Genomic DNA, 22,592 nt, shown 5'->3' on the forward strand with positions numbered 1-22,592 from the left:
CTTGCGGCTCTCTCTGGGCGGACGCGCGCCGCCCGATACCCCCCGCGCCCTGCCTGGATGAGGCGCCGCCAGGGGGAAAAGGCTACCGACCCGTGAAGCCGTTTTCGCAGAGACTCTCTCCCACCCTGCTCGTTCTCCCGCTCGTCCTGCTCCTTGTCCTCTCCGCCTGTGATCTGACCACCGTCGGCGAGACCGAGCAGATCGCCAATATTGAGACCATCCGCGCCGGTACGCCTTCGCCTACTGCTACGCCGACGCCGACCCTGACGCCTACCTCCACCGCCACGGCAACCCCGACTGTTGGCCCCACGGCAACACCCACGCCTACGCCGCTGCCCCCCACGCCTACTCCGAACCCGGCCCTGATCGGGTTCAGCTTCTGCAACCAGCGCGTTGGCACGCTTGATGGGCGCTTCTCCGCGCGCCTGCTCGCCGCCGATGCCAGTGGTACGCCTGCCTTTGAACAGATCGTGTTGCGCTTTGAACTGGCGCCGGGATCGGCGCCTCTCGGAGCCGAGGCGCGCTGCGCTCCGGCGGGTGATCTGGACGCGACCCTTGCGGTTAACCTGGACGGCGCCTATGCCCTGCGGGTGCGTCTCCCCGGCTGGCTCCGCGATGACGCCTTCCGCTCCTCGCCCGTTTCCTCGACCCTGACCTTTAGCGGCACCCGCGTGCTTACCGGCGCGCGCCTGGTTCCTGCTGCCGACCCCGACGCTGGCGTTGAGCTGCTGATTGGCCTTGCCGAACCTCTGCCGTTTCGCCTGACCCTTGAGCGGAATCCTTCCCGCCTGACGCTGGCGGTCGCCCGCACCTCGCCGATCGTCGCCGCCAGCAACCAGTTGCGAGCGCCAACCCAGGGCGGCCCGCCCGTCCTTGATGGCCCCGCCTTCATCCTCTTCGACGGCGATATCTGGCGCGTCGAGGCGGGGCTGCGGGACGCTGGCACGGGCCTGACCCCCGTCGCCGCGGGGGCGACCAATCTGACCGCTTCGCCGGAAACCGAGACTGCCCTGGCCGTCAGCCCCGATGGCAAGCGGGTGGCTTTCTGTCGCTCCGTGCCCGGCCTCGACCCGGCCGACGTCGATCTGCCCGTTCCCGGCGCGCTCTGGATAATGAACGCCGATGGCTCCAACGCGCGTCTTCTGGCCCAGGTGGGCGTCGGTTGCGCCGACCCGGCCTTCAGCCCCGATGGCGCCCGCGTCGCCTTCGCGGTTGATGAGACCGGCGTCGCGCCGATCCAGCGCACGCTCTACGCCGTGCCGCTCGAAGGCGGACGGCCACAGCGCCTGATAGAGGGCAATGATGAGTGGAGTCGCTTCGCGCCCCAGTGGCTCGAAGGAGGGGCGCTGGTCTTCGCCGCCAGGGCGCAGGATGGGCGCAGCACCCTCTTTTTGCGCAATCCGCGCGGGGAGATCAGTGACGTGGGCGCCAGGGTGATGGTGAACGACAATGGCGATGCAATCTACCGCGCCCTGGGCCGGCCCCTCGCCGCGCCCGACGGCAGTCGCTTCGCCGTCGAGGCTCTGCGCACCGATGGCCTGGGAGCGGATCTGGTCGTGTTTGACGCCAGCGGCGGCATCCTTGAGGTGATCGGGACCGCCAGGGAGGTGCTCCCAACGCCCACTCCTACACCAACCTCATCGCCGACCCCAACAACCGCCGCTACCGGCGAACCGGCGATCACCCCAGGAGCTGCCGGCAGCCCCACCGCGCCCGCTGCCACGGGCAGTCCGGCGGCTGCCGCCACCCCTGCCGCGCGCGCCGCTGCCGGCAGCCCCACCGCGCCCGCTGCCAGGGGCAGTCCGGCGGCTGCCGCCACCCCTACCGCGCGCGCAAATGTGGCCGCCTCGCCAGCGGCTGCAGTAACGGCAACAGCCAGCGCAACTCCGACGCTTACCGCTACCGGTACGCCGACCGCCAGCCCTACCCCCGCCCAGGGCGGCACACCCGCGGCAAGTCCATCGCCCTCGCCCACGCCGGAACCCGAGCCTCCGGCTGAACCGCGTCGTGAAGGCCCGTACTGGACGCGCCCCCTCGCCTGGGATGGCCAGGGACGCCTGATCTACCTCGCCACTCTGTGCCCGAGCCAGGTCGTGCAGGAGTACCAGGTGTACCGCTGGGCCGGCGCGCGCCGCAGCGAGCTGATCCTGACCGGAAGCAGTCCGGGCGGCATCGGCGCGGCAACGATGGACGGCCAGCAACTGCTCTACGTCCTCAGTGACACGGCGCCTCCTGGTCCCCGTGGACCGCAGGCGCAACACCCGCGCGGCTCGTCCAGTCTCTGGGCGTGGGACATTGCCGGCGGCCGGCGCGGCGAACTGCTGCGCGGCGAGCGCGGCATTACCGCGCTAAACAGTTCCCCCTGACCCAACGGGCCTCAGCCTGCCGGATAGCATGACACCTGCGTTACTCCCTGGAGGGCGCGGAGAGGCCGCGTATCTCTGCAACCACCTCATATTTTCCCTCGCAGCGGGCGCGCCCCCTGGCACAGCCGCGACAGGTCCGGACAGATCGCTCAGGGCTACGCCCTCCCAGACCCGCCCCTGAAGGCTTCTCAGGTAGAGGGTTTTTCGAGCGAGAAGGTGTTTTCGGCATTCCAATGCGCTTACGGTCCTCACCCCCCCGCCCCCCTCTCCCTGAGCGGGAGAGGGGGGCGTTGGGCGTCCTAATGCCCCGGATGGCCCATGCGACGCGAGCAAGCGCTGGAAAACCCTACATCTGAGAACCCCTGAAGGCCCTTGCCGGCAGGAGTGGTTCGCAAATCGCCCCTGCCTCTGCCCTCCAGATCATCCAGCACGAGGAAGAAGGAACATTTCGGCGCTCCGGAGCGTTGATCAGTCGAACGGCTGCAAGCACACACCAAAGGAGCCACGCGATGCGACACCAGCGACTTCTCCTCATCCTCCTCCTGGCGGCTCTGTTTCTGGCTGGATGTGGAGCTATAGCTCGTCCCGAAGGCGCCCCGGCCGCGGGCATGGCGATGAGCGACACGACCGAGGCGCGCGCGCCGATGAGCGTGCCCACAGCGGCGCCGGCGGCCATCGAGTCGTCTTCCTACCATGAAACCGCGGGCAGCGCGCCAGGCGCGCCAGACACAGCGGTCCAACCCGGCTTCCCGCGTCTGGTGATCAAAACCGCAACCCTCAGCATTGAAGTAGAGGACGTGGCCGAAGCCGAAAGGCGCATTAGCGCCCGCGCCCAGGAACTCGGCGGCTACGTCGTCTCCTTGCAGACCAACGGCGCCGAGGCGGGACGCATGGCAGTGATCACCGTCCGCGTGCCGGCGCAGCGCTTCGACGAAGCCCTCAGCGGGGTTGAAGGGCTGGCGCGTAAGGTCCTCTCGCGAACGATCAGCGGCGATGATGTAACCGAAGAGTTTGTCGATCTCGAATCCCAATTGCGCAACCTCGAAGCCACCCGTGACCGCCTGCTCGAACTCCTGGGACGGGCCAGCGAGGTAGAGGACGCCTTGCAGGTCAACCAGGCTCTTACCGAAGTGCAGGGGCAGATCGAGCAGATCCAGGGGCGCATGAAGTACCTGCAACAGAGCGCCGCCTTTTCGACCATCACGGTTGAGGTGCGACCCGTGCCGCCCCCGCCGGCCATCATCGAGGAAGATGGCTGGAAGCCACTCCACGTGGCCCGGGAGGCTCTGCGCGGACTGATCACCTTCGGGCAGGAACTGGTGAACCTCGGCATTATCTTGCTGGTCTGGTCGCCAGTCTGGTTGCCGGTGCTGTTGCTGGCCCGCTATGGTTGGCTGCGGCTGCGTGGCGGGCGGGGCGGGCGCGCCGCCGCCTGAGGGGTCGCGCCGTCCCGGCGGGGGTCGCGCCGTCCCGGCGGGGGGCGCGCCGTTCCGGCGGGGGTCGAGTAGAGCCGTCCCGCCGGGACGGCTCTACCCGGGGCCAACCTGGTTTGCCAGTGTGCCCCGTACCGATATTATATAGCCATGAAATTAGCAATTACATTGAAATAAATACATTTATGCAAAAAGACGCGATTTCGGAATGTTTCATACCCCCTGGATATCAGCCGCCCAAATTATTGAAATCTCAATCGAATGCTGCTAAGATAGGCCCACACGGTTGTGAAAGCTTAACCAGGCTTTAAGCGATGACAAGGTGGTCACGCTTTTAGTGGAACCTCCGAGGCGCAGGGTAGAGTCTGCCCTGACGCTATACCGGGAAGTGGATAATGTGCGACTACTCGCACAGGGAGGAAGTATGCGCGACCTGGTCATCATTGGCGGTGGTGCGGCGGGTCAGGCAGCGGCGATGTACGCCCTGGGCAAGGATCTGGATTTTCTGTTGATCTGTGATCACCTCGGCGGACGCATTGAGCGACCGGCGGCGGTCGAGAAAGATTATCTGGTCGGCAGCATTCTGGTCCACTATGATGGCCCCGATCCCGAGGATGAGGAGCGCGCGTTGATCGGCAGTTCGGCGGTGCATCTGTTCGAGGATCTGCTGCGTTCGCACCGGGAGTTTATGCTCGAGGACCGCGTCAGGATCGTCCGCCGGGAAGGCGATGCCTTCCTGGTTGAAACCGAGCGTTCCGGGCCGATCCCCACCGCTACCGTGATCGTCGCCACCGGTGTGACCCCGCGCCGCGATATGCGGCTGAACGGCAGCGCCGGTCTGCTTGCCGATCTGGGCCATAGTACGACGCAGCACGCCAGCGCGCTCGCGGGCAAGCGAGTGGTGGTGGTGGGCGACACGCTGCAGGCGCTCTACAGCGTGGCCGAGTTCGCTGCAACCGCGCTGCAGGTCTATCTGGTGCTGCCCACCGAGGCGGCGGCTGATCGCGCCGAGGTGCGCCTGCTGCAGCAGCGGCCCAATATCGCTGTTCTGCCGGGCTACCAGGTGATTGACGTGACGGCTGAAGGCAACATGCGGGTGCTGGTGGTCCGCCGCGGCGACGAGGTGAGCCGTCTGGTGGCGGACGTGGCCTTCGCCGATCTGGGCTACGAGCCGGCGAGCGCCCTGGTGCGCGACCTGGGAGTGGTCGGGCCTGGCGGTTTTATACAGGTGGATCGCGACGGCGCCACTGCCGTCCCCGGCCTGTTCGCCGCGGGTGATGTGACCCGTCCCGAGGGCGAGCAGGTGCTCACCGCCATCGGCGATGGCGCCCGCGCCGCCCGCTGCGCCCATTTCTACCTCCTGACCCGCACCATGCGCGGCAGCGGCCAGAGCCTGGGTATGATCTGGGGCGCCGGGCAGGATGCGTGAGCCGCTGTGCAGGCGTTTCTACCGCCGTTGCTCGGAGGGGGCAATGGACCCCTCCGAGCCTTTTTGTGCAGCAGGTAGGGTGAGGGGCAAACCTGATTTGTCCCTTCCCCCCTGCTGGCTCATAGGCGGACAGAACACGCCGGGAGGGGGACAGTTCTCAAGTTTAGGGTTTTCCGGCCCATCCTCGCGTCGCATGCGGAGCATTGGAACGCCCCCCACCCCCCTCTCCCGCGCGCGGGAGAGGGGGGATGAGGACCGTAAGCACATTGGAACGCCGAAAATCCCTTCTCGCTCGAAAAATCCTGAACCTGAGAAAGGGGGCGGCTTCTGACCTTCCCGCCTCTCCGGACCGGCAGCGGCGACCGGCCGGTCGCGCCTGTCGGTTTGCTCGGCGACGCCAGACGCTCGACCGGCGTCGTGACGAAACCCGCGGCGCAGCCATACGATGCCGTCCCTCATCTGCGGTATACTACCCGCGACAATCGTTGCTGCCATTCGCGTGGAGCCAGATATGACCACACGGGTTCTTGTGCTCTCGGCGAGCGTCGGCTCGGGGCATAAGGTTGCCGCCGCCGCCGTGGAACGCGCCTTTCGCGCTCGTCCCGGCATCGAAGTTCAGAACCAGGACGCGCTGAAGCTCACCTCACGCCTGTATCAGGTCGCCGCCGCCGACGCCTATTTCGCCATGGTGAAGGATAACCCGTGGGCCGTGGGCTGGCTCTACGACCAGAACGATGCGCCGTTCAGCACCCAGGTCGAGCTGATGAACCTTCTGGCCATGCTCAATGCTCAGCCGCTGGTGCGCTTCATTCAGGACTATGATCCGGACATCACCGTGTGCACCCATTTTATGCCTGCGGCGATGGTGGCCCAGTTGCTGAGCCAGGGCCGGCTGCATACCACGCTGGCGATCGTCACCACCGACTACGATTTTCAGGGCATGTGGCTGAGCCGCGTCTTCAACCGTTACTTTGTCGCCCAGGACGAGGCTCGCGCCCAGTTGATCGCCCTGGGGATTGATGCGGAGCGAATCACCGTCTCAGGCATTCCGGTCGCCGCGGAGTTTAGCGCGTCGGTTGATGTGGCCGCCATCCGCGCGCGCTACCGGCTCCGTGACGACCTGCCGACGCTGCTGGTCTCGGCAGGGGCCTTTGGCGGCGGCCCCGCTCAGGAGATTGTCTCGCGGATCATGCAGATGGGGACGCCAGTGCAGACGGTGGTGGTCTGCGGGCGCAATCGCCTGCTCCGCGAGGAGGTGATGGCGCTCACCGCCGCGCAGGCCGAACGGTTCCGGGTGCTGGGGTTCACCAACGAGATGCACGCGCTGATGCGGGTGGCGACGCTGTTCATCGGCAAGCCGGGGGGTCTGACCTCGGCGGAGTGCATGGCCGCCGGGTTGCCGATGCTGATCGTCAATCCGATCCCCGGCCAGGAGGAGCGCAACAGTGACCACTTGCTGGAAAACGGCGCCGCTGCGCGGAGCAACTCGCTGCTGACGATTGGCTACAAAATTGATCGTTTACTTGGCGAGCCGGGCCGCATTGAGGCAATGCGCGCCGCGACCGCCCGCCTCGCTCGTCCCGACGCGGCCCGGGTGATCGTCGAGACGTTGCTGGGCGATTCGCTGGCCCCCTTGAGCTTCAGCCGGGCCGAGCAGCGGCAGATCCTGGCCGTCGCCCGGGGTGAGGCCGAACCCCAGTCCCCGCCGGCGCCGCTTGAGGAAGGGATCGCCCTGTTCAACGACGAAACCGGCGTCTATCTTGGCGAGATCACCCCGCAGCAGTTGCAGTTCCTGATTGACCACCTTGAAGAGGAGGGCGCCGACGATGTAACGTACTACATTAACGCGCCCACCCTGGATTTCCTCGCCGACCGCGGCGCCGATGCCGATCTGGTGGCGACCCTGCGCGCCGCCATGGCGCCGCATGGCCATGTGGAGCTGCGCTACGCGCGCCCCGGCAAAAGGTGACACTTACAGCGTTGCCTGACCTGTCTGCTGATCAAATAGCGCAGAGCGCCTATGGGCGTGAGTTAATCCAACCGGATAGCTCCCCTGCGCTTCCTCGCAGGCTTCAATCTCGATACGGTCGCGCCCGGCCCCTTTGGCCCGGTACAGCGCCACATCGGCGCGGTGCAGGAGCGTTTCCGCGCTATCGCCGGGGCGGTAGGCGGCCACGCCGAAGCTGGCGCTGATCGGCCCCGGAAGATGGGTTATCTCTTTGAGCGCCAGGCGCGCCCGTTCAAGCGCGCCAGTGGCCTGCTCCAGTCCTGTGTGCGGCAGCAGGATGCAGTATTCCTCGCCGCCCCAGCGCCCGAAGTAATCCGTGGCGCGCAGGTTCGCCCGGACAGCCTGCCCGATGGCCCGTAGCGCATGGTCGCCGGCTAAGTGGCCGTACCGGTCATTGAAGCGCTTAAAGTGATCCACATCAAACAAGCAAACGCAAAAGTTATGGCGATGGCGCTCCGCCTCGGCAATCAGACGGCGCATGTCACCATAGATCTGGACGCGATTGGGCAGCCCGGTGAGCGCATCGGTGCGGGCAATGGATGCCAGGAGTTCATATTCGGCGCCAAGGCGGTCCAGCCGGTTGCGGTAGCTTGCCAGGATGACCATAAAGGCGAGAAACATGCCGGCCAGAGCATAGATCTGGATGATCGTGGCTCCGCTGCCGTCATCAATCCCGTGAAGCTGCCACTGGATCACCTGCGCGGCGACAATGATGAATGCCAGGGCGTAGACCCCCAGCGCGAGCGCCACGCCGCGCCAGGAGGGATAGAAATGGATCGCCAGGGCGCAGGTGGCCAGGAGAAACCAGATATCGTCGCCGTAGGTTTCGCCCAGCACCATGCCCGGCGTTGGGCCGAAGAGCGCCGGGACAAAGCCGTTGAAGGAGACAAGGCCTGAAAGATGAAAAAGAACAGCGTGCGCTGTTCGATCTGCTCGATCGGGACGCGCTGCCGGGCCAGTTGCCAGAGGACGGCGACGGTGAAGGCAGCCAGCAGGATATGGTTCAGAGCATAGATGGCCCGAGCGATATACGGCGAAACCTCATCAACCAGAAGCGTGTATTGCGCGTAGAGAACCACCAGCAGTCCAAGGCTTCCCGCGACACGGTAGGCGCGCCGGCGCTGCGTCTCAAACCAACGGCGTTCCTGGTCAAGGAAGTCAACCATTTCTTGATGGCTGACAGGTTGTGGAGTAAACATGACAGGTGCGCGCCCTCGAAAACGCGTCATAGCTGGTTGTTAAGCTGCCGGTATTGCCCGGATGTGACGAGAGGCGATGGTAGCGTAGCACGTAGACCGTACCGGGGTATAAACAGACATCTTGCGCGTCACCCTTATCCAGCGGCTCATCAGGCTGTGAAGGGAGTTGGCCTGGCGGTCCAGCGTATAGTTCCCCCGCTCCTGGGAAGGCTGAACGGCGCGCCCTTACCCTGACCTTCCTGGCGGTCATCACGCCCCCAGGCGCTCCAGCATCAACCCGTAGGCGCGCTGCGCCATACGGAAGCTCGCCAGGCGCAAGAACTCGTCGGGGGCATGCTGCCGTTCGTCAGGCAGCCCGAAGCCGAAACTGGTCGGGTACACGCCCAGGTGCTCACGGAACAATGTGCATACCGGGATCGAGCCGCCGCTGCGCACAATGTACGGTTCGCGCCCGTAGAGTTCCGTCAACAACGCGCGGGCGGCGCGGTTGCCCGGGTCGTCTTCGGGCGCCAGGTAGGGAGCGGCCATCGAGGCGAAGGGCGTTACGCTGACAGTCACTCCGGGCGGGGTGCGGCGCTCGATATGGGTCTGCAGGAGCCGCAGAATGGTTGCCGGATCCTGGTCGGGCACGAGCCGGCAGGTGATCTTGGCGTGCGCCGTGCTCGGCAGCACGGTTTTGAGCCCTTCGCCCTGAAACCCGCCCCAGATGCCGTTCACCTCCAGCGTTGGCCGGACCCAGCTGGCTTCGAGCGGGGTGTAGCCCGCCTCGCCGAAGGTGGCGGGAATACCCAGTTCGGCCTTGAGGGCTTCGACATCGTAGGGTATCGCGGCGATCCGCTGGCGTTCCTCCACGCTCAATGGGCGCACGGCATCGTAGAAACCCTCGACGGTGATCACCCCTTCGGCGCTGCGCATTGAGTTGAGGATCATCACCAGGGCATGGATGGGGTTCATCACCACGCCGCCGTACAGGCCGCTGTGCAGGTCCATCTTCGGCCCGGTGACGTCTATTTGGAGGCCGCAGAGGCCCCGCAGCCCCACCAGGAGCGCCGGTTCCGTTTCGCTGTGCTGGCCGCCGTCGGCGTTGAGCACGATGTCACAGGCCAGAAGCTCCCTGTGCGCCGCCAGGAAGGGGCCGATCTGGGGGCTGCCAATCTCTTCCTGCCCTTCAAAGAAAACCTTGACATTGACCGGCAAGGCGCCCGTGGCGTGCAGCAGCGCGTCAATCGCCAGCAGCGGCGCGAGCATGTTGCCTTTGTCGTCCGAAGCGCCACGGGCGTACACCCGGCCATCGCCGATGTGCGGCTCGAATGGCGGATGGGTCCAGAGTTCGACGGGATCGACCGGCTGCACATCGAAGTGGCCGTAGATCAGCACGGTCGGTTTGCCGGGGGCGTGCAGCCAGTCGGCATAGACCACGGGATGGCCCCCTGTAGGCAGGATCTGGACGTGTTCGAGGCCGGCGCGCGCGGCGCGCGCAGCAACCCACTCGGCCGCGCGCTGCACATCGGGGGCATGGGCCGCAATGGCCGAAATGCTCGGAATGCGCAAAAACTCCGCCAGTTCATCGAGAAAGCGCGACTGATGCGTGTCGAGGTACGTCTCCCAGACAGACATGGCGTATACTACTCCTCATACCATTTCCGATTGTGGATTTTGGATTGGCGATTGCCGGATATGGCGCCCTGATATGATTGTATCGTCAAGACGCAAATCCCGGATAGCCTGCGCAGGCGGGCGTTGCATCGGTGGCCTGCGGCTTCAGCCGCCGGGCTACAGGGCGAATACCGGTTTATATGCTTAATCTTCATCGCCTTTCCGCCCCCCTCCCAGCCTCCCCCCGCAGGGGGGAGGAGGCATGCCCCCTCCCCCGGCGGGGGAGGGTTGGGGAGGGGGCGGGGGTATAGTGAAAAACGTTGTTTACAAACTCATTAGCCGCCAGGCTGCACGGCATGTTCACATACGACCCGGCCATATGCACGTGCAGTCTGTTTAACAGGCATTGGTATAGTATGTTCAGGCCCCAGAAGGCGCCAGCAGGGGTTGGCCCATCATAACAGATCCGCGGCCCGCCGGGGAGCGCAGAGACCCGTTTCCCTTTGACGCGACCCGTAGGGTTGCGCGCGCACCTTATTCAGGGAGTCGAACGTATGACCAACGCGCTCACCCACCCCACAGCCGCCGATGTGACGCGGCAGGCTGCCGTTGTCGCCGCTCTGACAGGGACCATTGGCGCCAATGCGCTGACCAACATCGTGCGTCTCAACGGGCAGACCATCGGCGATGTGGCCACACGGTTCCCGCTGCCCATCATCCCCGCGCGCTACACCTTCGGCATCTGGGGGGTGATTTACTCCGGCCTGATCGGCTACGCTGTCTATCAAGCCCTGCCGCAACAGCGCGACAATGAGCGCCTGCGGCGCATCGCCTGGCCCTTTGTGGCCAGTTGCGCCGCCAATGTAACCTGGCTGGTGCTCTGGCATTATAACCGTTTCCAGTTAAACTTTGGGGCGATTGTAGGGCTGTTGCTGGCGCTGATCACGATTGATCTACGCCTCGGCCAGGCCCGTGGCCCCTGGATGGAGCGACTGCTGGTGCGCCTGCCCTTCAGCATTTACCTGGGGTGGATCACTGTGGCCACGATCATCAATGCGGCGGTAACGTTGTACGATGCAGGGTGGGAGGGCACCCCCGCGAGCCGCGAGGTGTGGACCGCCGGGTTGCTGAGCATGGGCGCGGCTCTGGGAGCGACGCTGGGGATCGTCCGGCGCGATCCAGCCGTTCCGGCGGTGGCTGCCTGGGCCTTTTCCGGAATCGCAACGAAGCAGGCCGGCGCCTCGCCGGTGGCGCCGGTGGCATGGGGAGCGGCAGCGGCATCGCTGACGGGAGCGGTCATCGCGCTGCTGCGCGCCTCCCGGCGCCGGTGAGGCGCCGGGTGTCACAACTCGCCCTACAACGGCGCCACGGTGGCAACCCGCTCCCAGGCCGCGTAGAGAACCCGGTAGAAGCCCTCCCGGTCGCGGATGCGTTCGGGCATGACAATCTTCGCGCCTTCGCCCGGCTCGCCCAGGACCAGTTGCCCCCGTTCGAGATCAGCGACGGTGGAACGCAGCCAGACGCGCTCATGGGAGAAGAATTCGGGGTGCGAGAGGTAGACCGCGGGCAGCAGGTCCCAGAGATAATCGGCAGGTACGCGACCCTGCGCGGCGCCGCGGCGCACAAAATCGGCCAGGGCGGCGTAGATGCGCCGGTCGAAGGCTGCCAGTGGCGCTAATTCAGCAGCATCGAACGGAGCGTCGAGGCATACCTGCGCGTTCATAAGGGTTACCGGGCAGGGGGCATTGAGGGTCATCCAGGCGCCCTCGGGGTCAGCCGAGAGGTTCAGTTCCCGGACCGTGCTCCAGAACGGTCCGGGAAGGGGGCGCAGATAGCCGCCCATGCAGGCCACCTGGCGCAGATTGGCGTAGAACGCGGGGTCAAGGGTGGCCGCTCCGCGCAGGTTGCCGTGGGGGCCAAGCACCAGCACGCTGATCTCGCCGGGGTGGGCCGCGGCCATATCGGCCAGAAAACGGGCGGCTTCGGTCGGTGGCGCGCCTCGCCGCTCCGCACCGCGCAGCAGAGGGATATCTGTCCGGCCGACCGCGCGCAACAGGCGTTGTGTCGCTGCGTATACCTGGTCAATGCTACCGTTGCCGAACGTGGTGGTAACACCAAGCAGTTCTACATCCGGCCGTCCCAGCAGGTAGAGCAGCGTTTGCCCGTCGTCCACAGGCATGCCCGGCAGGGGCATGGTGTTGTCACAGTCACAAATGACGGCAATTGTCACACAGTAGCTCCGGGCTTTAGAGCGCTGACCAGAAGAGTTGATCCCCTGAGCGCCCTGAGCCCCGTGGCTCGCTGCGCTCGCGCTGCCATCGTTGCGGGTCAAGGTGGCGCGTAGGGGATGCCTGGTTGTGCGTGCTTCTCCCCGCCCGGAAGCCTTCACCGCGACACGGGCAGAGCCGGCGCATCGTTCGCCTCGATCTCCAGGGCGGGCTGCTCCTGGGTCTCGGCAGGAGCGTGGCGGTGCGGGAGCGGCAGCCAGATGGCGAACGTGCTGCCCCGGCCGGGCACGCTGGCAACCGTTGCGTAGCCGTGGTGCGCCTCGGCGACTCGCTTGACAATCGATAGACCCAGCCCGGCGCCGCCGCTGTAGCGCGAACGCGAGCGATCGGCTCGATAGAAGCGGTCGAAGATATGCGGAAGATCTTCCTCGCTGATGCCCACACCGGTGTCGGAGACGGTCAGCAGGGCGAAACCATCGCGTTGCTCAAGCCCAAGGGTAACCGTGCCGCCTGGCGGGGTGTACTGCAACCCGTTCACGCCAAGGTTGAGCAGAGCCTGTTTCAGCCGGTCGCGATCGCCCAGCACCGTCACCTGATCCTCCGCGCCGATGCGCAGGGCGACGCCGCCAGCGAGAGGACGCAATTCGCGATAGACCTCCAGGAGCAACGTATCCAGTTCAACCGGCTCGAAGCGCACCTGCACCCGCGCGTCGCTCTGCGCCAGCAGCAGCAGGTCATTCACCATGCGAATGAGACGGCCGGTTTCGCGGCGCATATCGGCCAGGGCTTCACGGACGAGTTCAGGATCGCTCAACCCGCCGCGTTCCAGCACCTCAAGGTTGCCCTGCATGGCCGCCAGCGGAGTGCGCAACTCATGGCTAACATCGGCTACGAAGCGCCGCTGGGCGTTAAACAGCTTCTCCAGCCGCTCCAGCAGTTCGTTGATCGTCACCGCCAGGCGATGCAGTTCGTCCTGCTGCGGCGGCACCGGTACGCGCTGGGCCAGATCCTCGGCCCGGACGATGCTCTGGGCGGTGCGGGTGATCTCGTCAATCGGCGACAGGGCGCGCCGGGAGAGGAGCGCCGTCCCGGCAGCGGTCATCAGGAGGGCGATCGCCCCGCCGCCAAGCAAGATCCCGGTAAGCGTGCGCAGCGTCGTCTCCACGTCGCGCAGGGGACGCCAGACTTGCAGGTAGCCGACCACCCGGTTGTTGCTCTGCAACACCAGCGGCGTGACCAGGGACACCAGGTGGATGCCGTCAATTTCGTGCGTGGCTGTCAGCCCGGTGCTGACGCTCTCGGCGCCGAGGGACAGGGCTTCGGGAGCGAGGGGCAGGTTGTGCCCGTCAAGATTTGGCGTGCTGTTGAGCAGGCGGCCATTGCGGTCAAAGACCTGAGCGCCGAGGTTGGGGTTGTTGAAGATCTGGATGAATTCGCTGCGCAGGTAGGGATCGAGTTCGCCGGTGGGGGTGCGCACCGGTTCCAGCCCGCCAGCGTTGAAGATGGCGCGCACCTGGCGCGTGGCCGCCCAGAGATCGCGCTGCACCCCGGCCAGCAGCGCCTGGCGCACCGAAAAGTAGATCCCGCAGCCCAGCAGCAGCAGGGCCAGGGCGAAGAAACCGGTGTAGGCAAGCGTCAGGCGGGCGCGGAACGACATCGGCATGACAACAAGCGCATAGACCCGAATCCAGCAGAGCGCCGTCTATGGCGCCATGGTGAGTGTAGCGCGAATCGCCTGTCCAGCGCAAGTAGCGCAACCCGGAGGGTTGCGCTATCCAGGCCGAAGATCAACGGGGCAAATAACAGGGTAGGGTGGCGCGATCCTCCGGGTTGCGCTATCCAGGCCGAAGATCAACGAGGCAAATATCATTAAGAATTGAACCGGTATACCACGCTGATCCTTGCGACGGTAGCGCCCGCTGCGGGCTCAGAACGTGGACGCCCCACAGGGGCTTTCAGGAGCTCAGCAAGGGCTTTAGCCCGCAGCGTTCGGCGATACCGGATTGGCAATACAGCGTGCGCAACCTGGAGGGTTGCGTGCAGGGGGGTGACGGGATCGCGCCATCCTTACCCGGAGCGGATCGAGTTAAACAACTCCTCGGCGCCGCCATAGGGGTCGCGCTCGCGGCTGGCGATGCGGGCCACCAGGTCGTGCCAGGCCGGACCGCCCAGCCGTTCGAGGGCCAGTTCCTGCACTGCCGCGGCCAGTTCGCGTTCGGCGGCGTGGCGTGCGCGCGCATCGGCCAGCCCCGTCTCGCGCAGGTATGCCAGGTGACGGGTGGCCGCGTCCACAATCGCCGCGCTGCCGGTGGAGGCGGTGGCGACGGCGGTGAGCACCGGCGGCTCCCATTCGCCGGGTTGCCGGTCGGCCAGATGCAACATGGCGCGCAACTGGCGCACGGTCTTCTCGGCCCCTTCGCGATCAGCCTTGTTAACCACGAACACGTCGGCGATCTCGAGCACGCCGGCCTTGATGCTCTGCACGTCATCGCCCATGCCGGGCACCTCGACCACCAGGGTGGTATGGGCGGCGCGGGCGATATCCACCTCGCCCTGGCCGGCGCCGACCGTCTCGACGAGCACCACCTGGAAGCCGGCCGCATCGAGCAGGGCCACAGCATCGGCGGTGGCGCGCGCCAGGCCGCCGAGGCGCCCGCGGCTGGCCATAGAGCGGATGAACACGCCGGAATCGCCGCTCAGGGCCTGCATCCGGATGCGATCTCCCAGCACTGCTCCGCCGGTGAACGGCGAGGTAGGGTCCACAGCCACGATGCCAACGCTGACCCCCCGGCTGCGCCACTCCAGCGCCAGGGCGGTCACCAGCGTGCTCTTCCCCGCGCCGGGCGGCCCGGTGATCCCGACTACGTGAGCGTTGCCGGTATAAGGATAGGCTGCGGCCAGCAATTCGCGGGCCGGCGGGCCGCCTGTCTCCACTATGGTGATCGCCCGGGCCAGAGCGCGCCGGTCGCCCGCGCGCAGTCGTGCGACAAGCTCCTGACTATTCACACCACTCCTGCGCAACGCCGTCTCATTTTCGGGAGACGCTTACATGATCCTGGATAAACTTGATAATGTCCTGGGTCGAAGCGCCCGGCCCGAAGACCTCGGCAATGCCATGCTGCGCCTTGAGGATAGCCGCGTCCGCGTCGGAGATGATGCCTCCGGCCACGACGAGCACGTCATCCATCTGCTGCTCTTTGAGCAACTGGGTCACCTTTGGCAGGAGGGTCATATGGGCGCCGGACAGGATAGACAACCCGATGACGTCAACGTCTTCCTGCAAGGCGGCCTCGACGATCATCTGAGGGGTCTGTTGCAATCCGGTGTAGATCACCTCCATCCCCGCATCACGCAGGGCGCGCGCGATCACCTTGGCCCCGCGGTCGTGACCATCGAGGCCGGGTTTGGCGACAAGCACGCGGATCTTTCGCTCCATCGGGGTGACCTCCTGGCAGTGCGGCGCGGGCCGCGGCCCGCCCGGCGCAGTGTTGAACGCTTCTCACAATGGGCTGAATTATAACACGCCCGGCGATGAGCGGCGTGTGGCGCGCTATCCCTTCCGCCTCCAGCAGCGGGCTCCGGGACGGCATACCCGCCCGGCAAGGCATGGTTCGGTGGTTTTTGGGGGCACGCCGCCCAAAACCACCGAACGATCCAGGGTGTAGGAGTTCGCAGGAGGCGCCGCTCGCCGCGCCTCCTTCAAACGAGAATGCAGCAGTAATTTTACACCGAATCTATGTCAGACCCTCTATGATTCTTCGTTCTTATGAGATATAATGGGCAAAATATCCCGAGGCGATGGTTACAACTGTAAAGTGTAACATCGCTCAAATGTGCGAGGATCGTATGCTGAGCCGCCGCTTGCTACCGGCGCTTGTCCTGACACTCGTCGCCCTGGCGCTGGGCGCGGGAATGGGCTGGGCGCGCGCTGTCGCCGCCCGCCATCCCGCCGCCGATTTTCCGGCCCCGCTGAGCTACGCCGAGGCCCGCCGCGCCGTCGAAACCGCCCGTGCGCGCGAGATGGCGCTCCGGGAGGCGGCCCGGCAGCAGGTATCCACGGTTGACCCGGCGCAGTTGCCGTTGTTGCAGACCATCTACTTTCCCGCCACCGGCCACCATCTGAGCAATCGTAGCGGCTTTCTCGACTTCTGGCGCGCCAACGGTCAACTGCATGTCTTCGGCTATCCAATCACCGAGGAGTTTGTTGAGCAGGGCCGCATCGTGCAGTACTTCGAGCGCGCCCGTTTTGAGTACAGCCCGGAGCATGCCGGCACGCCCTATCAGGTCCAGCTCGGGCTGCTGGGCCGCGAAATCCTCGAGGTGCAGGGCTTCCCCGGAGGCATTGACGACCCCCAGAATGGCGCCCGCTATTTCCCCGAAACGCGCCACACCCTCTGGGGCGAGTTTCGCCGCGTGTGGGAGCGTCGCGGCGATCTACGCATCTTCGGTTATCCGCTCAGCGAGGTGGTGGACGAAGGAGGGCGCAGCGTACAGTACTTCGAGCGGGCAAAGTTCGTCTACTTCCCCGAGGATCTCCCTCCCTTCTTTCAGAGCATGCAGGCCGCCAATGGCTTCGATCTCAGCAGCCTGTTCGAGGTGCGGTTCAGCGACCTGGGGCGCCAGCTGGCCCAGATCCGCGGCCTCAACCTCGCGCCCGTACCCCAACTCGAAGGCGCGCTGATCTGGGACCCGGCGATCTGGGAGCGGCGGATCGAGGTCAATCTGAGCGAGCAGTGGCTCAGCGCCTACGAAGGCGATCTGCTGGTCTTTCGCGCGCCCGTGGCGACCGGACGCGATGGCTTCAACACCCCCGTCGGCGACTACGCCATCTACGCCAAGTATGATATGCAGACCATGTTCGGCTGCATGGGCGGCGAGTGCTGGAACGTGCCGAACATTCCCTGGGTGCAGTATGTGGTTGGCGGCGTGGCCCTGCACGGCACCTACTGGCACAACAGCCATGGCACCGGCGCGCGCCCTTCGCACGGCTGCATCAACCTGCGCATCGAAGATGCCCAGTGGCTCTATGAATGGGCCGATGTGGGCACGCGGGTGGTGATCAGGTATTAGCCAGAAAAAGAGGTGGGAAGGCGCAGCCTTCCCACCTCTTCCCATTCAGCGGGGCGTGGGGAGACCGGGTTTCCCCTGAGTTCACGCCAGGCGCTCGAAGATGCCCGCGGCGCCCATGCCTCCGCCGATGCACATCGTAACCAGGCCGTAGCGTCCGCCGCGGCGCTCCAGTTCGTCGAGGATCTGCACCGTCAGCTTGGCGCCCGTGCAGCCCAGGGGATGGCCGAGAGCGATCGCCCCGCCATTGACATTGACTTTCTCCATATCCATGCCCAGTTCGCGGATCACCGCCAGGGCCTGGGCGGCAAAGGCCTCGTTGAGCTCGATCAGGTCAATATCGCTGAGGTTCAGCCCGGCCAGTTTCAGCGCCTTCGGCACGGCCACCACCGGACCGATGCCCATCACTTCGGGGGCCACGCCACCCACGGCGAAGCTCAGGAAGCGCGCGCGGGGCTTGAGGCCCAGGGCCTCGGCCTTCTCGCGGCTCATCACCACCACCGCCGCGGCCCCGTCGCTGGTCTGCGAGCTATTGCCCGCCGTAACCGTGCCATTGGCGGCGAAGACCGGCTTCAGCTTCGCCAGGGCCTCCGCCGAGGTATCGGCCCGCGGCCCCTCGTCGGTATCGAAGCTGAAGCGTTTCTCTACGCGCCGGCCCTCGGCGTCCAGTTCCACCACGTCCACTTCGACCGGCACGATCCCCGGCGCGAAGCGGCCCTCCTGCTGGGCGCGCAGGGCCTTCTGGTGCGAACTCAGGGCGAAGGCGTCCTGGTCCTCGCGGCTGACCTTGAAGTCCCGCGCAACGTTTTCGGCGGTGAGGCCCATACCCAGGTAGACCGCGGGATCGTGGACGGCCAGGTAGGGGTTGGGCGCGAACTTGTTGCCGCCCATGGGCACCATGCTCATGCTCTCGGCGCCACCGGCGACGATGACATCGGCCTGGCCGCTCATGATCTGGTGCGCCGCGGTGGCGATCGTTTGCAGCCCCGAGGCGCAGAAGCGATTGATCGTGATGCCGCAGACCGTATCGGGCAGACCGGCCCGCTGGGCGGCGATGCGCGCCAGGTTCATGCCCTGCTCGCCCTCGGGCATCGCGCAGCCCATGATCACATCCTCGACCTCGCGCGGGTCAAGCCCCGGCGCGCGCTCGATGGCTGCCTTGACCACCACGGCCGCCAGTTCGTCGGGGCGCACGGTGCGCAGCGTCCCCCGCGGGGCCTTGCCCACCGCCGTGCGCGCCGCGCTGACAATGACTGCTTCTCGCATGGGTGTATTACTCCTCAGAGAAAAGTTGCGGCTTGTCTGACACTTGAGCCACGGGCCGGTGCTGATTGTGGCTCAATCACGGCGCCCGGCGCTCTATGGCGTTCCTCGAAACGGTTGATCCGCAACGATGGCGGCACGAGCGCCGCGAGCCACACGGTTCAGTGTCCTCAGTGGATCAAGGCATTCCGGTCAGCGCTCTAGTTCCGCAGCGGCTTGCCGGTCTCCAGCATATGGCGGGCGCGGGCCATGGTGCGCTCGTCTTTTAGCAGAGCCAGGATCGCCTCGCGCTCCAGTTGCATGATGTAGGCTTCATCAACGAACTGGGGACTGCTCAGATCGCCGCCGCAGAGGATGTAGGCCAGTTTATCGGCGATGACGGCATCGTACTCCGTGGCGTAGCCGCCCTGGGACAGTTGAAAGATGGCGATCCGCGCGGCGGCCAGGCCATCGCGCCCCAGGGCGTAGCACGTTTTGGTGCTCGGAGGGGGCAGGTAGCCCTCGGCCGCCAGGCGCAGCACCTCCCGCTTGGCCTCGCCGAGCAGGTAGTCCTGGTTGAAGACGATGCGGTCGGTGGGGCGCAGGAAGCCCAGTTCGCGGGCCTCGTGGGCGCTGGTGGCCACCTTGGCGAACGCGAGCGTCTCGAAGACGCGTTGGAAGGCTTTGAGCACATCACCGCCGCTGCTGGCCGCCTCGGCGATAATGCGCCGGTTCAGCTCCTTGCAACCGCCCCAGCCGGGGATCAACCCCACGGCGAACTCGGGCAGGCCCATATAGGTCTCGGCGGCGGCTACGGTGACGGCGCTGTGCATGGCCAGTTCGGCTCCGCCGCCCAGGGTCTGGCCAAAGGGAGCGCTCACCACTGGTTTGGGGTTATGGCGCAGCGCCTGGTAAGCCTGCTGGACCAGACCGAGCAGTTCTTCGAGATCCTCCCAGGCCCCGGCCTCGACGGCGGCGCCAAAGTCGTTCAGATCCGCCCCGGCGGAGAAACGCGCCCCCTGATTGCCGACGACCATGCCTACCCAGCGGTCGTGCTTGAGTTCCTCGACCGCCGCCAGCATGATTTCGATCACCTGGCCGCCGATGGTGTTGGCTTTGGAATGGAGTTCCAGACACAGCACGCCATCGCCCAGATCCACCAGGCTGGCGGCGGCGTTGCCGTGCACCAGCTTGCCGGCCTCCTTGAGCGCGGCCAGGTCAATCGCCCGCGGATCGCGCTCGATGATCTCGTGGCGGCCAGTAGTGACATTGTACGCCGACTGCTTGCCATCAGCCTCCTGCTTGTAGAAGCGGGCATCCCCCTTCGCCAACTGGTCTACCCAGGCCGGCAGTTCCAGGCCCCGCGAGCGCATCAGATCGGCGGTCTCGGCCAGGCCCAGGGCGTCCCAGATCTGGAACGGCCCCATCTGATGAGCGAAGCCCCAGCGAATGGCGTTGTCCACATCGGCGATGCTGTCGGCGATCTCGGGGAGGCGGCGGGCGGCGTAGGCCATCATCGGCAGGAGGGCCTGAGCGACCAGGGCGGCGCCGCGGTCATCGGGCCGTTCGGCGCTGCGGCGCAGCAGGAAGCGCAGGCGCTCAGGCAGGCTCTTGTACTTGTTCGCCTCCTCGATCAGCGAGTCCACGCTGGCGGCGCCCCGCGGAGGCGCGTACTCCAGCGTCGCCAGGTCGAGGGGCCAGAACTCGCGCTTCTCACCCTCGCGCACCTCTTTGTAAAAGCCCTGGCCGACCTTGCGGCCCAGCTTGCCGTCGGCGACCATGCGCGCGAGCAAGTCGTTCTCGCGGTAGACGCCGCGGCTCTCGTCGTCGGGGACGGCCTCGTAGAGGTTCGAACAGACGTAGTGCATCACATCTACGCCAACCTGGTCGAGCAAGCGGAAGCTGGCGGTATTGGGACGCCCGATCAGCGGCCCGGTGAGCGCGTCCACCTCCTCGACCGTATACCCGTTCGCCAGGGCGTAATTGAGCACCACCTGGCCGGCGTAGGAGAAGATGCGGTTGCCGATGAAGTTGGGGCGATCCTTGCAGATCACCACGCCCTTGCCCAGGCGATCCTCGGCGAAGCGGCGGAAGGCGGCTACGACAGCGGGATCGGCATCGTCGCCGGGGATGAGTTCGAGCAGCTTGAGGTAGCGCGGCGGGTTGAAGAAGTGCGCGCCGAAGAAGTGGCGCTTGAACTCGGGGCTGCGACCTTCGGCAATCAGAGCGATGGGGATGCCAGAGGTGTTGGTGGTGATGATGGCCCCCGGCTTACGGATGGCGTCCAGGCGCTCCATCAGCGCCTGCTTGGGACCGAGTTGTTCGATGATCGCCTCGACGATCCAGTCGCAGTCAGCAATCCTGGCGAAGTCGTCCTCGGTATTGCCCAGGGTGATCAACTCCGCAGTGCGCTCGCTGAAGAGATTCGACGGGCGCGCCTTACGCATGCGGTCGAAGCCGCTCTGCACAATACGATTGCGAACGGCGGGGTGCTGGAGAGTCAGCCCCTTCGCCTCCTCCTCCGGGGTCAGTTTATTGGGCGGCACGTCGAGCAGCAGTACGGGCAGGCCGGCGCCGGCGACCAGGCCGGCGATGGCGGCGCCCATCGTACCGGCGCCAATGACGGCGACACGTTTCAACTGGTCCTGCATCGAGTCCTCCTTGACCGGGGCGAAAAACCGAGGTTATATGCAGCGCGTCATGGACGTGGGCATGATACCACAAGTGCCGTGGATGCGAAAGTAATGCCAGCTTTCCGGGCAGGTCCCGAGGCGGGTCCGTCTTCTTCAGCGGGGCATGGAGCAGGCCCCGGAGACGTTGCCTCTGCTCTAACCACCCACGGCGCCTGCGTCACCGTATGCCGTGTGTTTGATGAAGATTTTACTTTCCGTTAATCTTTTGCTCGCGCTCGATTAATACCGTGGTGGTACACTTCGTCAGCCGATGTAGACGTTTACATTAGGAAGGCAGGCACGGTCATTGGGAAGCACAATGGAGCGTGTTGCTGAGCTTGCAAACGTTTCCATTGCTACGGTCTCGCGGGTGTTGAACAACCCGGAGCGGGTAGCCCCGGCCACACGGGATCGGGTGTACGCAGCGATGCGCCAGCTCGGCTACAGCTACAATGCCATCGCCAGCGGGCTGTCGCGCCGGCGCACGATGACCCTGGGTCTGATCGTGCCTGCGCTTACCAACCCGATCTTCGCCGAGTCAACCCGCGGCGTTCAGCAGACCGCCGCGCTCCATGGCTACGCGCTCCTGATCGGCGCTACCGATTACGATGCCAATGAGGAGACTCACCTGGTGCAGACCTTTCGGCAGCACCGGGTTGACGGCCTGATCGTCACCTCATCCCACCCCGAAAGCCCGGCGCTGATCGCCGCCCAGGAAAACGGCACGCCCGTGGTGCTCACCTACTCGTCGCGTCTCCGCACATCGTTGCCCTGTGTGGGGGTGGATAATTTCGCCGCCGCGGCAGGCGCCGTCGGTCACCTGTTGCAACTTGGCCACCGGCGCATCGCCATGCTCGCCGGCACGTTCAGCCAATCCGACCGCAGCTATGCACGTTATCAGGGCTACTGCGCCGCCCTGGCCGCCTATGGCCTCCCTGCGGATCCGGATCTGCTTGTGGAAGTTCCGTACACCGTCGAAGGCGGCGTTGCCGGCGCCCGAGCGCTGCTGGGCCGCACTGAGCCCCCGACGGCGATCTTCTGCTCCAACGATATCCTCGCCTTCGGGGCCATCCGCGCCGCGCTCGACCATGGCCTGCGCGTGCCGCAGGAACTTTCGATCGTCGGTTTCGATGACAGCCCGATGGCCGTCATCACCAATCCACGCCTCACCACCGTGTCGCAGCCGGCCCTGATGATGGGTGTCAAGGCGTGTGAGTTGCTCTGCTCCTTGATCAAAGGAGAAACGCCCGCGACGACGACGATTATTCTGCCGACCGAACTCCAGATCCGTGAGACCACCGCTCCGCCGCCCGCGCGGTGAGCGACCCTCGCCGTCCCCCTGATTGTTCGCG

15 protein-coding genes are annotated in these 22,592 nt (G+C 65.8%); 7 read left to right on the forward strand and 8 right to left on the reverse strand.

What is annotated here, in order from left to right:
* Positions 1 to 92: 92 nt before the first annotated feature.
* From NZU74_03245 to NZU74_03260, 4 genes are all read left to right on the forward strand, one after another.
* Positions 93 to 2,366, forward strand: coding sequence for a hypothetical protein (locus NZU74_03245; protein MCS6880325.1), 2,274 nt, complete (start codon positions 93 to 95; stop codon positions 2,364 to 2,366).
* Between the two features lie 509 nt (positions 2,367 to 2,875).
* Positions 2,876 to 3,802, forward strand: a complete 927-nt coding sequence (locus tag NZU74_03250) for a DUF4349 domain-containing protein (protein MCS6880326.1) — start codon at positions 2,876 to 2,878, stop codon at positions 3,800 to 3,802.
* A gap of 421 nt (positions 3,803 to 4,223) precedes the next feature.
* Positions 4,224 to 5,228, forward strand: coding sequence for an NAD(P)/FAD-dependent oxidoreductase (locus tag NZU74_03255; GenBank protein MCS6880327.1), 1,005 nt, complete (start codon positions 4,224 to 4,226; stop codon positions 5,226 to 5,228).
* Positions 5,229 to 5,739: 511 nt separating this feature from the next.
* Positions 5,740 to 7,197, forward strand: a complete 1,458-nt coding sequence (locus NZU74_03260; protein MCS6880328.1) for a galactosyldiacylglycerol synthase — start codon at positions 5,740 to 5,742, stop codon at positions 7,195 to 7,197.
* A gap of 3 nt (positions 7,198 to 7,200) precedes the next feature.
* Here NZU74_03260 and NZU74_03265 read toward each other — a convergent pair whose 3' ends face one another.
* On the reverse strand, positions 7,201 to 8,076 hold the full coding sequence (locus NZU74_03265; protein MCS6880329.1) for a GGDEF domain-containing protein: 876 nt from the start codon (positions 8,074 to 8,076) through the stop codon (positions 7,201 to 7,203).
* A 608-nt stretch (positions 8,077 to 8,684) separates the two neighbouring features.
* Entirely contained in the window at positions 8,685 to 10,052 is a 1,368-nt protein-coding gene (locus NZU74_03270; protein MCS6880330.1) for a dipeptidase, read from the reverse strand.
* Between the two features lie 533 nt (positions 10,053 to 10,585).
* Here NZU74_03270 and NZU74_03275 point away from each other — a divergent pair.
* On the forward strand, positions 10,586 to 11,362 hold the full coding sequence (locus NZU74_03275; GenBank protein MCS6880331.1) for a tryptophan-rich sensory protein: 777 nt from the start codon (positions 10,586 to 10,588) through the stop codon (positions 11,360 to 11,362).
* A gap of 23 nt (positions 11,363 to 11,385) precedes the next feature.
* Here NZU74_03275 and NZU74_03280 read toward each other — a convergent pair whose 3' ends face one another.
* From NZU74_03280 to NZU74_03295, 4 genes are all read right to left on the reverse strand, one after another.
* Positions 11,386 to 12,261, reverse strand: a complete 876-nt coding sequence (locus NZU74_03280; GenBank protein MCS6880332.1) for a nucleoside hydrolase — start codon at positions 12,259 to 12,261, stop codon at positions 11,386 to 11,388.
* 155 nt (positions 12,262 to 12,416) lie between these two features.
* Entirely contained in the window at positions 12,417 to 13,922 is a 1,506-nt protein-coding gene (locus NZU74_03285) for a cell wall metabolism sensor histidine kinase WalK (GenBank protein MCS6880333.1), read from the reverse strand.
* 404 nt (positions 13,923 to 14,326) lie between these two features.
* On the reverse strand, positions 14,327 to 15,265 hold the full coding sequence (gene meaB, locus NZU74_03290) for a methylmalonyl Co-A mutase-associated GTPase MeaB (GenBank protein MCS6880334.1): 939 nt from the start codon (positions 15,263 to 15,265) through the stop codon (positions 14,327 to 14,329).
* A 22-nt stretch (positions 15,266 to 15,287) separates the two neighbouring features.
* The gene (locus NZU74_03295) at positions 15,288 to 15,695 is read right to left on the reverse strand and encodes a cobalamin B12-binding domain-containing protein (protein ID MCS6880335.1); all 408 of its coding nucleotides are present in this window, start codon (positions 15,693 to 15,695) and stop codon (positions 15,288 to 15,290) included.
* Between the two features lie 410 nt (positions 15,696 to 16,105).
* Between NZU74_03295 and NZU74_03300 the strand changes: the two genes are divergently transcribed.
* Positions 16,106 to 17,329 carry a L,D-transpeptidase gene (locus NZU74_03300; GenBank protein MCS6880336.1) on the forward strand — a complete coding sequence of 408 codons (1,224 nt, stop codon included), beginning with the start codon at positions 16,106 to 16,108 and terminating at the stop codon, positions 17,327 to 17,329.
* Positions 17,330 to 17,410: 81 nt separating this feature from the next.
* Here NZU74_03300 and NZU74_03305 read toward each other — a convergent pair whose 3' ends face one another.
* On the reverse strand, positions 17,411 to 18,592 hold the full coding sequence (locus NZU74_03305; GenBank protein ID MCS6880337.1) for an acetyl-CoA C-acyltransferase: 1,182 nt from the start codon (positions 18,590 to 18,592) through the stop codon (positions 17,411 to 17,413).
* Positions 18,593 to 18,789: 197 nt separating this feature from the next.
* Positions 18,790 to 21,219: a 3-hydroxyacyl-CoA dehydrogenase NAD-binding domain-containing protein gene (locus NZU74_03310; protein ID MCS6880338.1), complete on the reverse strand. Its 2,430-nt coding sequence runs from the start codon at positions 21,217 to 21,219 to the stop codon at positions 18,790 to 18,792.
* Between the two features lie 340 nt (positions 21,220 to 21,559).
* Here NZU74_03310 and NZU74_03315 point away from each other — a divergent pair, with 340 nt between their 5' ends.
* Positions 21,560 to 22,561 (forward strand): LacI family transcriptional regulator, encoded by a 1,002-nt coding sequence (locus NZU74_03315; GenBank protein MCS6880339.1) that lies wholly within the window; start codon positions 21,560 to 21,562, stop codon positions 22,559 to 22,561.
* Positions 22,562 to 22,592 lie beyond the last annotated feature (31 nt).

This window comes from Chloroflexaceae bacterium, assembly GCA_025057155.1.
GTDB lineage: Bacteria > Chloroflexota > Chloroflexia > Chloroflexales > Chloroflexaceae > JACAEO01.

What these genes read in the sequence shown, in the direction of transcription:
- NZU74_03305 (MCS6880337.1), bottom strand. Translation starts at nt 18,592, where the DNA reads ATGCGAGAAGCAGTCATTGTCAGCGCGGCGCGCACGGCGGTGGGCAAG.
- NZU74_03315 (MCS6880339.1), top strand. Translation starts at nt 21,560, where the DNA reads ATGGAGCGTGTTGCTGAGCTTGCAAACGTTTCCATTGCTACGGTCTCG.
- NZU74_03255 (MCS6880327.1), top strand. Translation starts at nt 4,224, where the DNA reads ATGCGCGACCTGGTCATCATTGGCGGTGGTGCGGCGGGTCAGGCAGCG.
- NZU74_03275 (MCS6880331.1), top strand. Translation starts at nt 10,586, where the DNA reads ATGACCAACGCGCTCACCCACCCCACAGCCGCCGATGTGACGCGGCAG.
- NZU74_03285 (MCS6880333.1), bottom strand. Translation starts at nt 13,922, where the DNA reads ATGCCGATGTCGTTCCGCGCCCGCCTGACGCTTGCCTACACCGGTTTC.
- NZU74_03310 (MCS6880338.1), bottom strand. Translation starts at nt 21,219, where the DNA reads ATGCAGGACCAGTTGAAACGTGTCGCCGTCATTGGCGCCGGTACGATG.
- NZU74_03250 (MCS6880326.1), top strand. Translation starts at nt 2,876, where the DNA reads ATGCGACACCAGCGACTTCTCCTCATCCTCCTCCTGGCGGCTCTGTTT.
- NZU74_03260 (MCS6880328.1), top strand. Translation starts at nt 5,740, where the DNA reads ATGACCACACGGGTTCTTGTGCTCTCGGCGAGCGTCGGCTCGGGGCAT.
- NZU74_03270 (MCS6880330.1), bottom strand. Translation starts at nt 10,052, where the DNA reads ATGTCTGTCTGGGAGACGTACCTCGACACGCATCAGTCGCGCTTTCTC.
- NZU74_03265 (MCS6880329.1), bottom strand. Translation starts at nt 8,076, where the DNA reads ATGGTGCTGGGCGAAACCTACGGCGACGATATCTGGTTTCTCCTGGCC.
- NZU74_03300 (MCS6880336.1), top strand. Translation starts at nt 16,106, where the DNA reads ATGCTGAGCCGCCGCTTGCTACCGGCGCTTGTCCTGACACTCGTCGCC.
- NZU74_03295 (MCS6880335.1), bottom strand. Translation starts at nt 15,695, where the DNA reads ATGGAGCGAAAGATCCGCGTGCTTGTCGCCAAACCCGGCCTCGATGGT.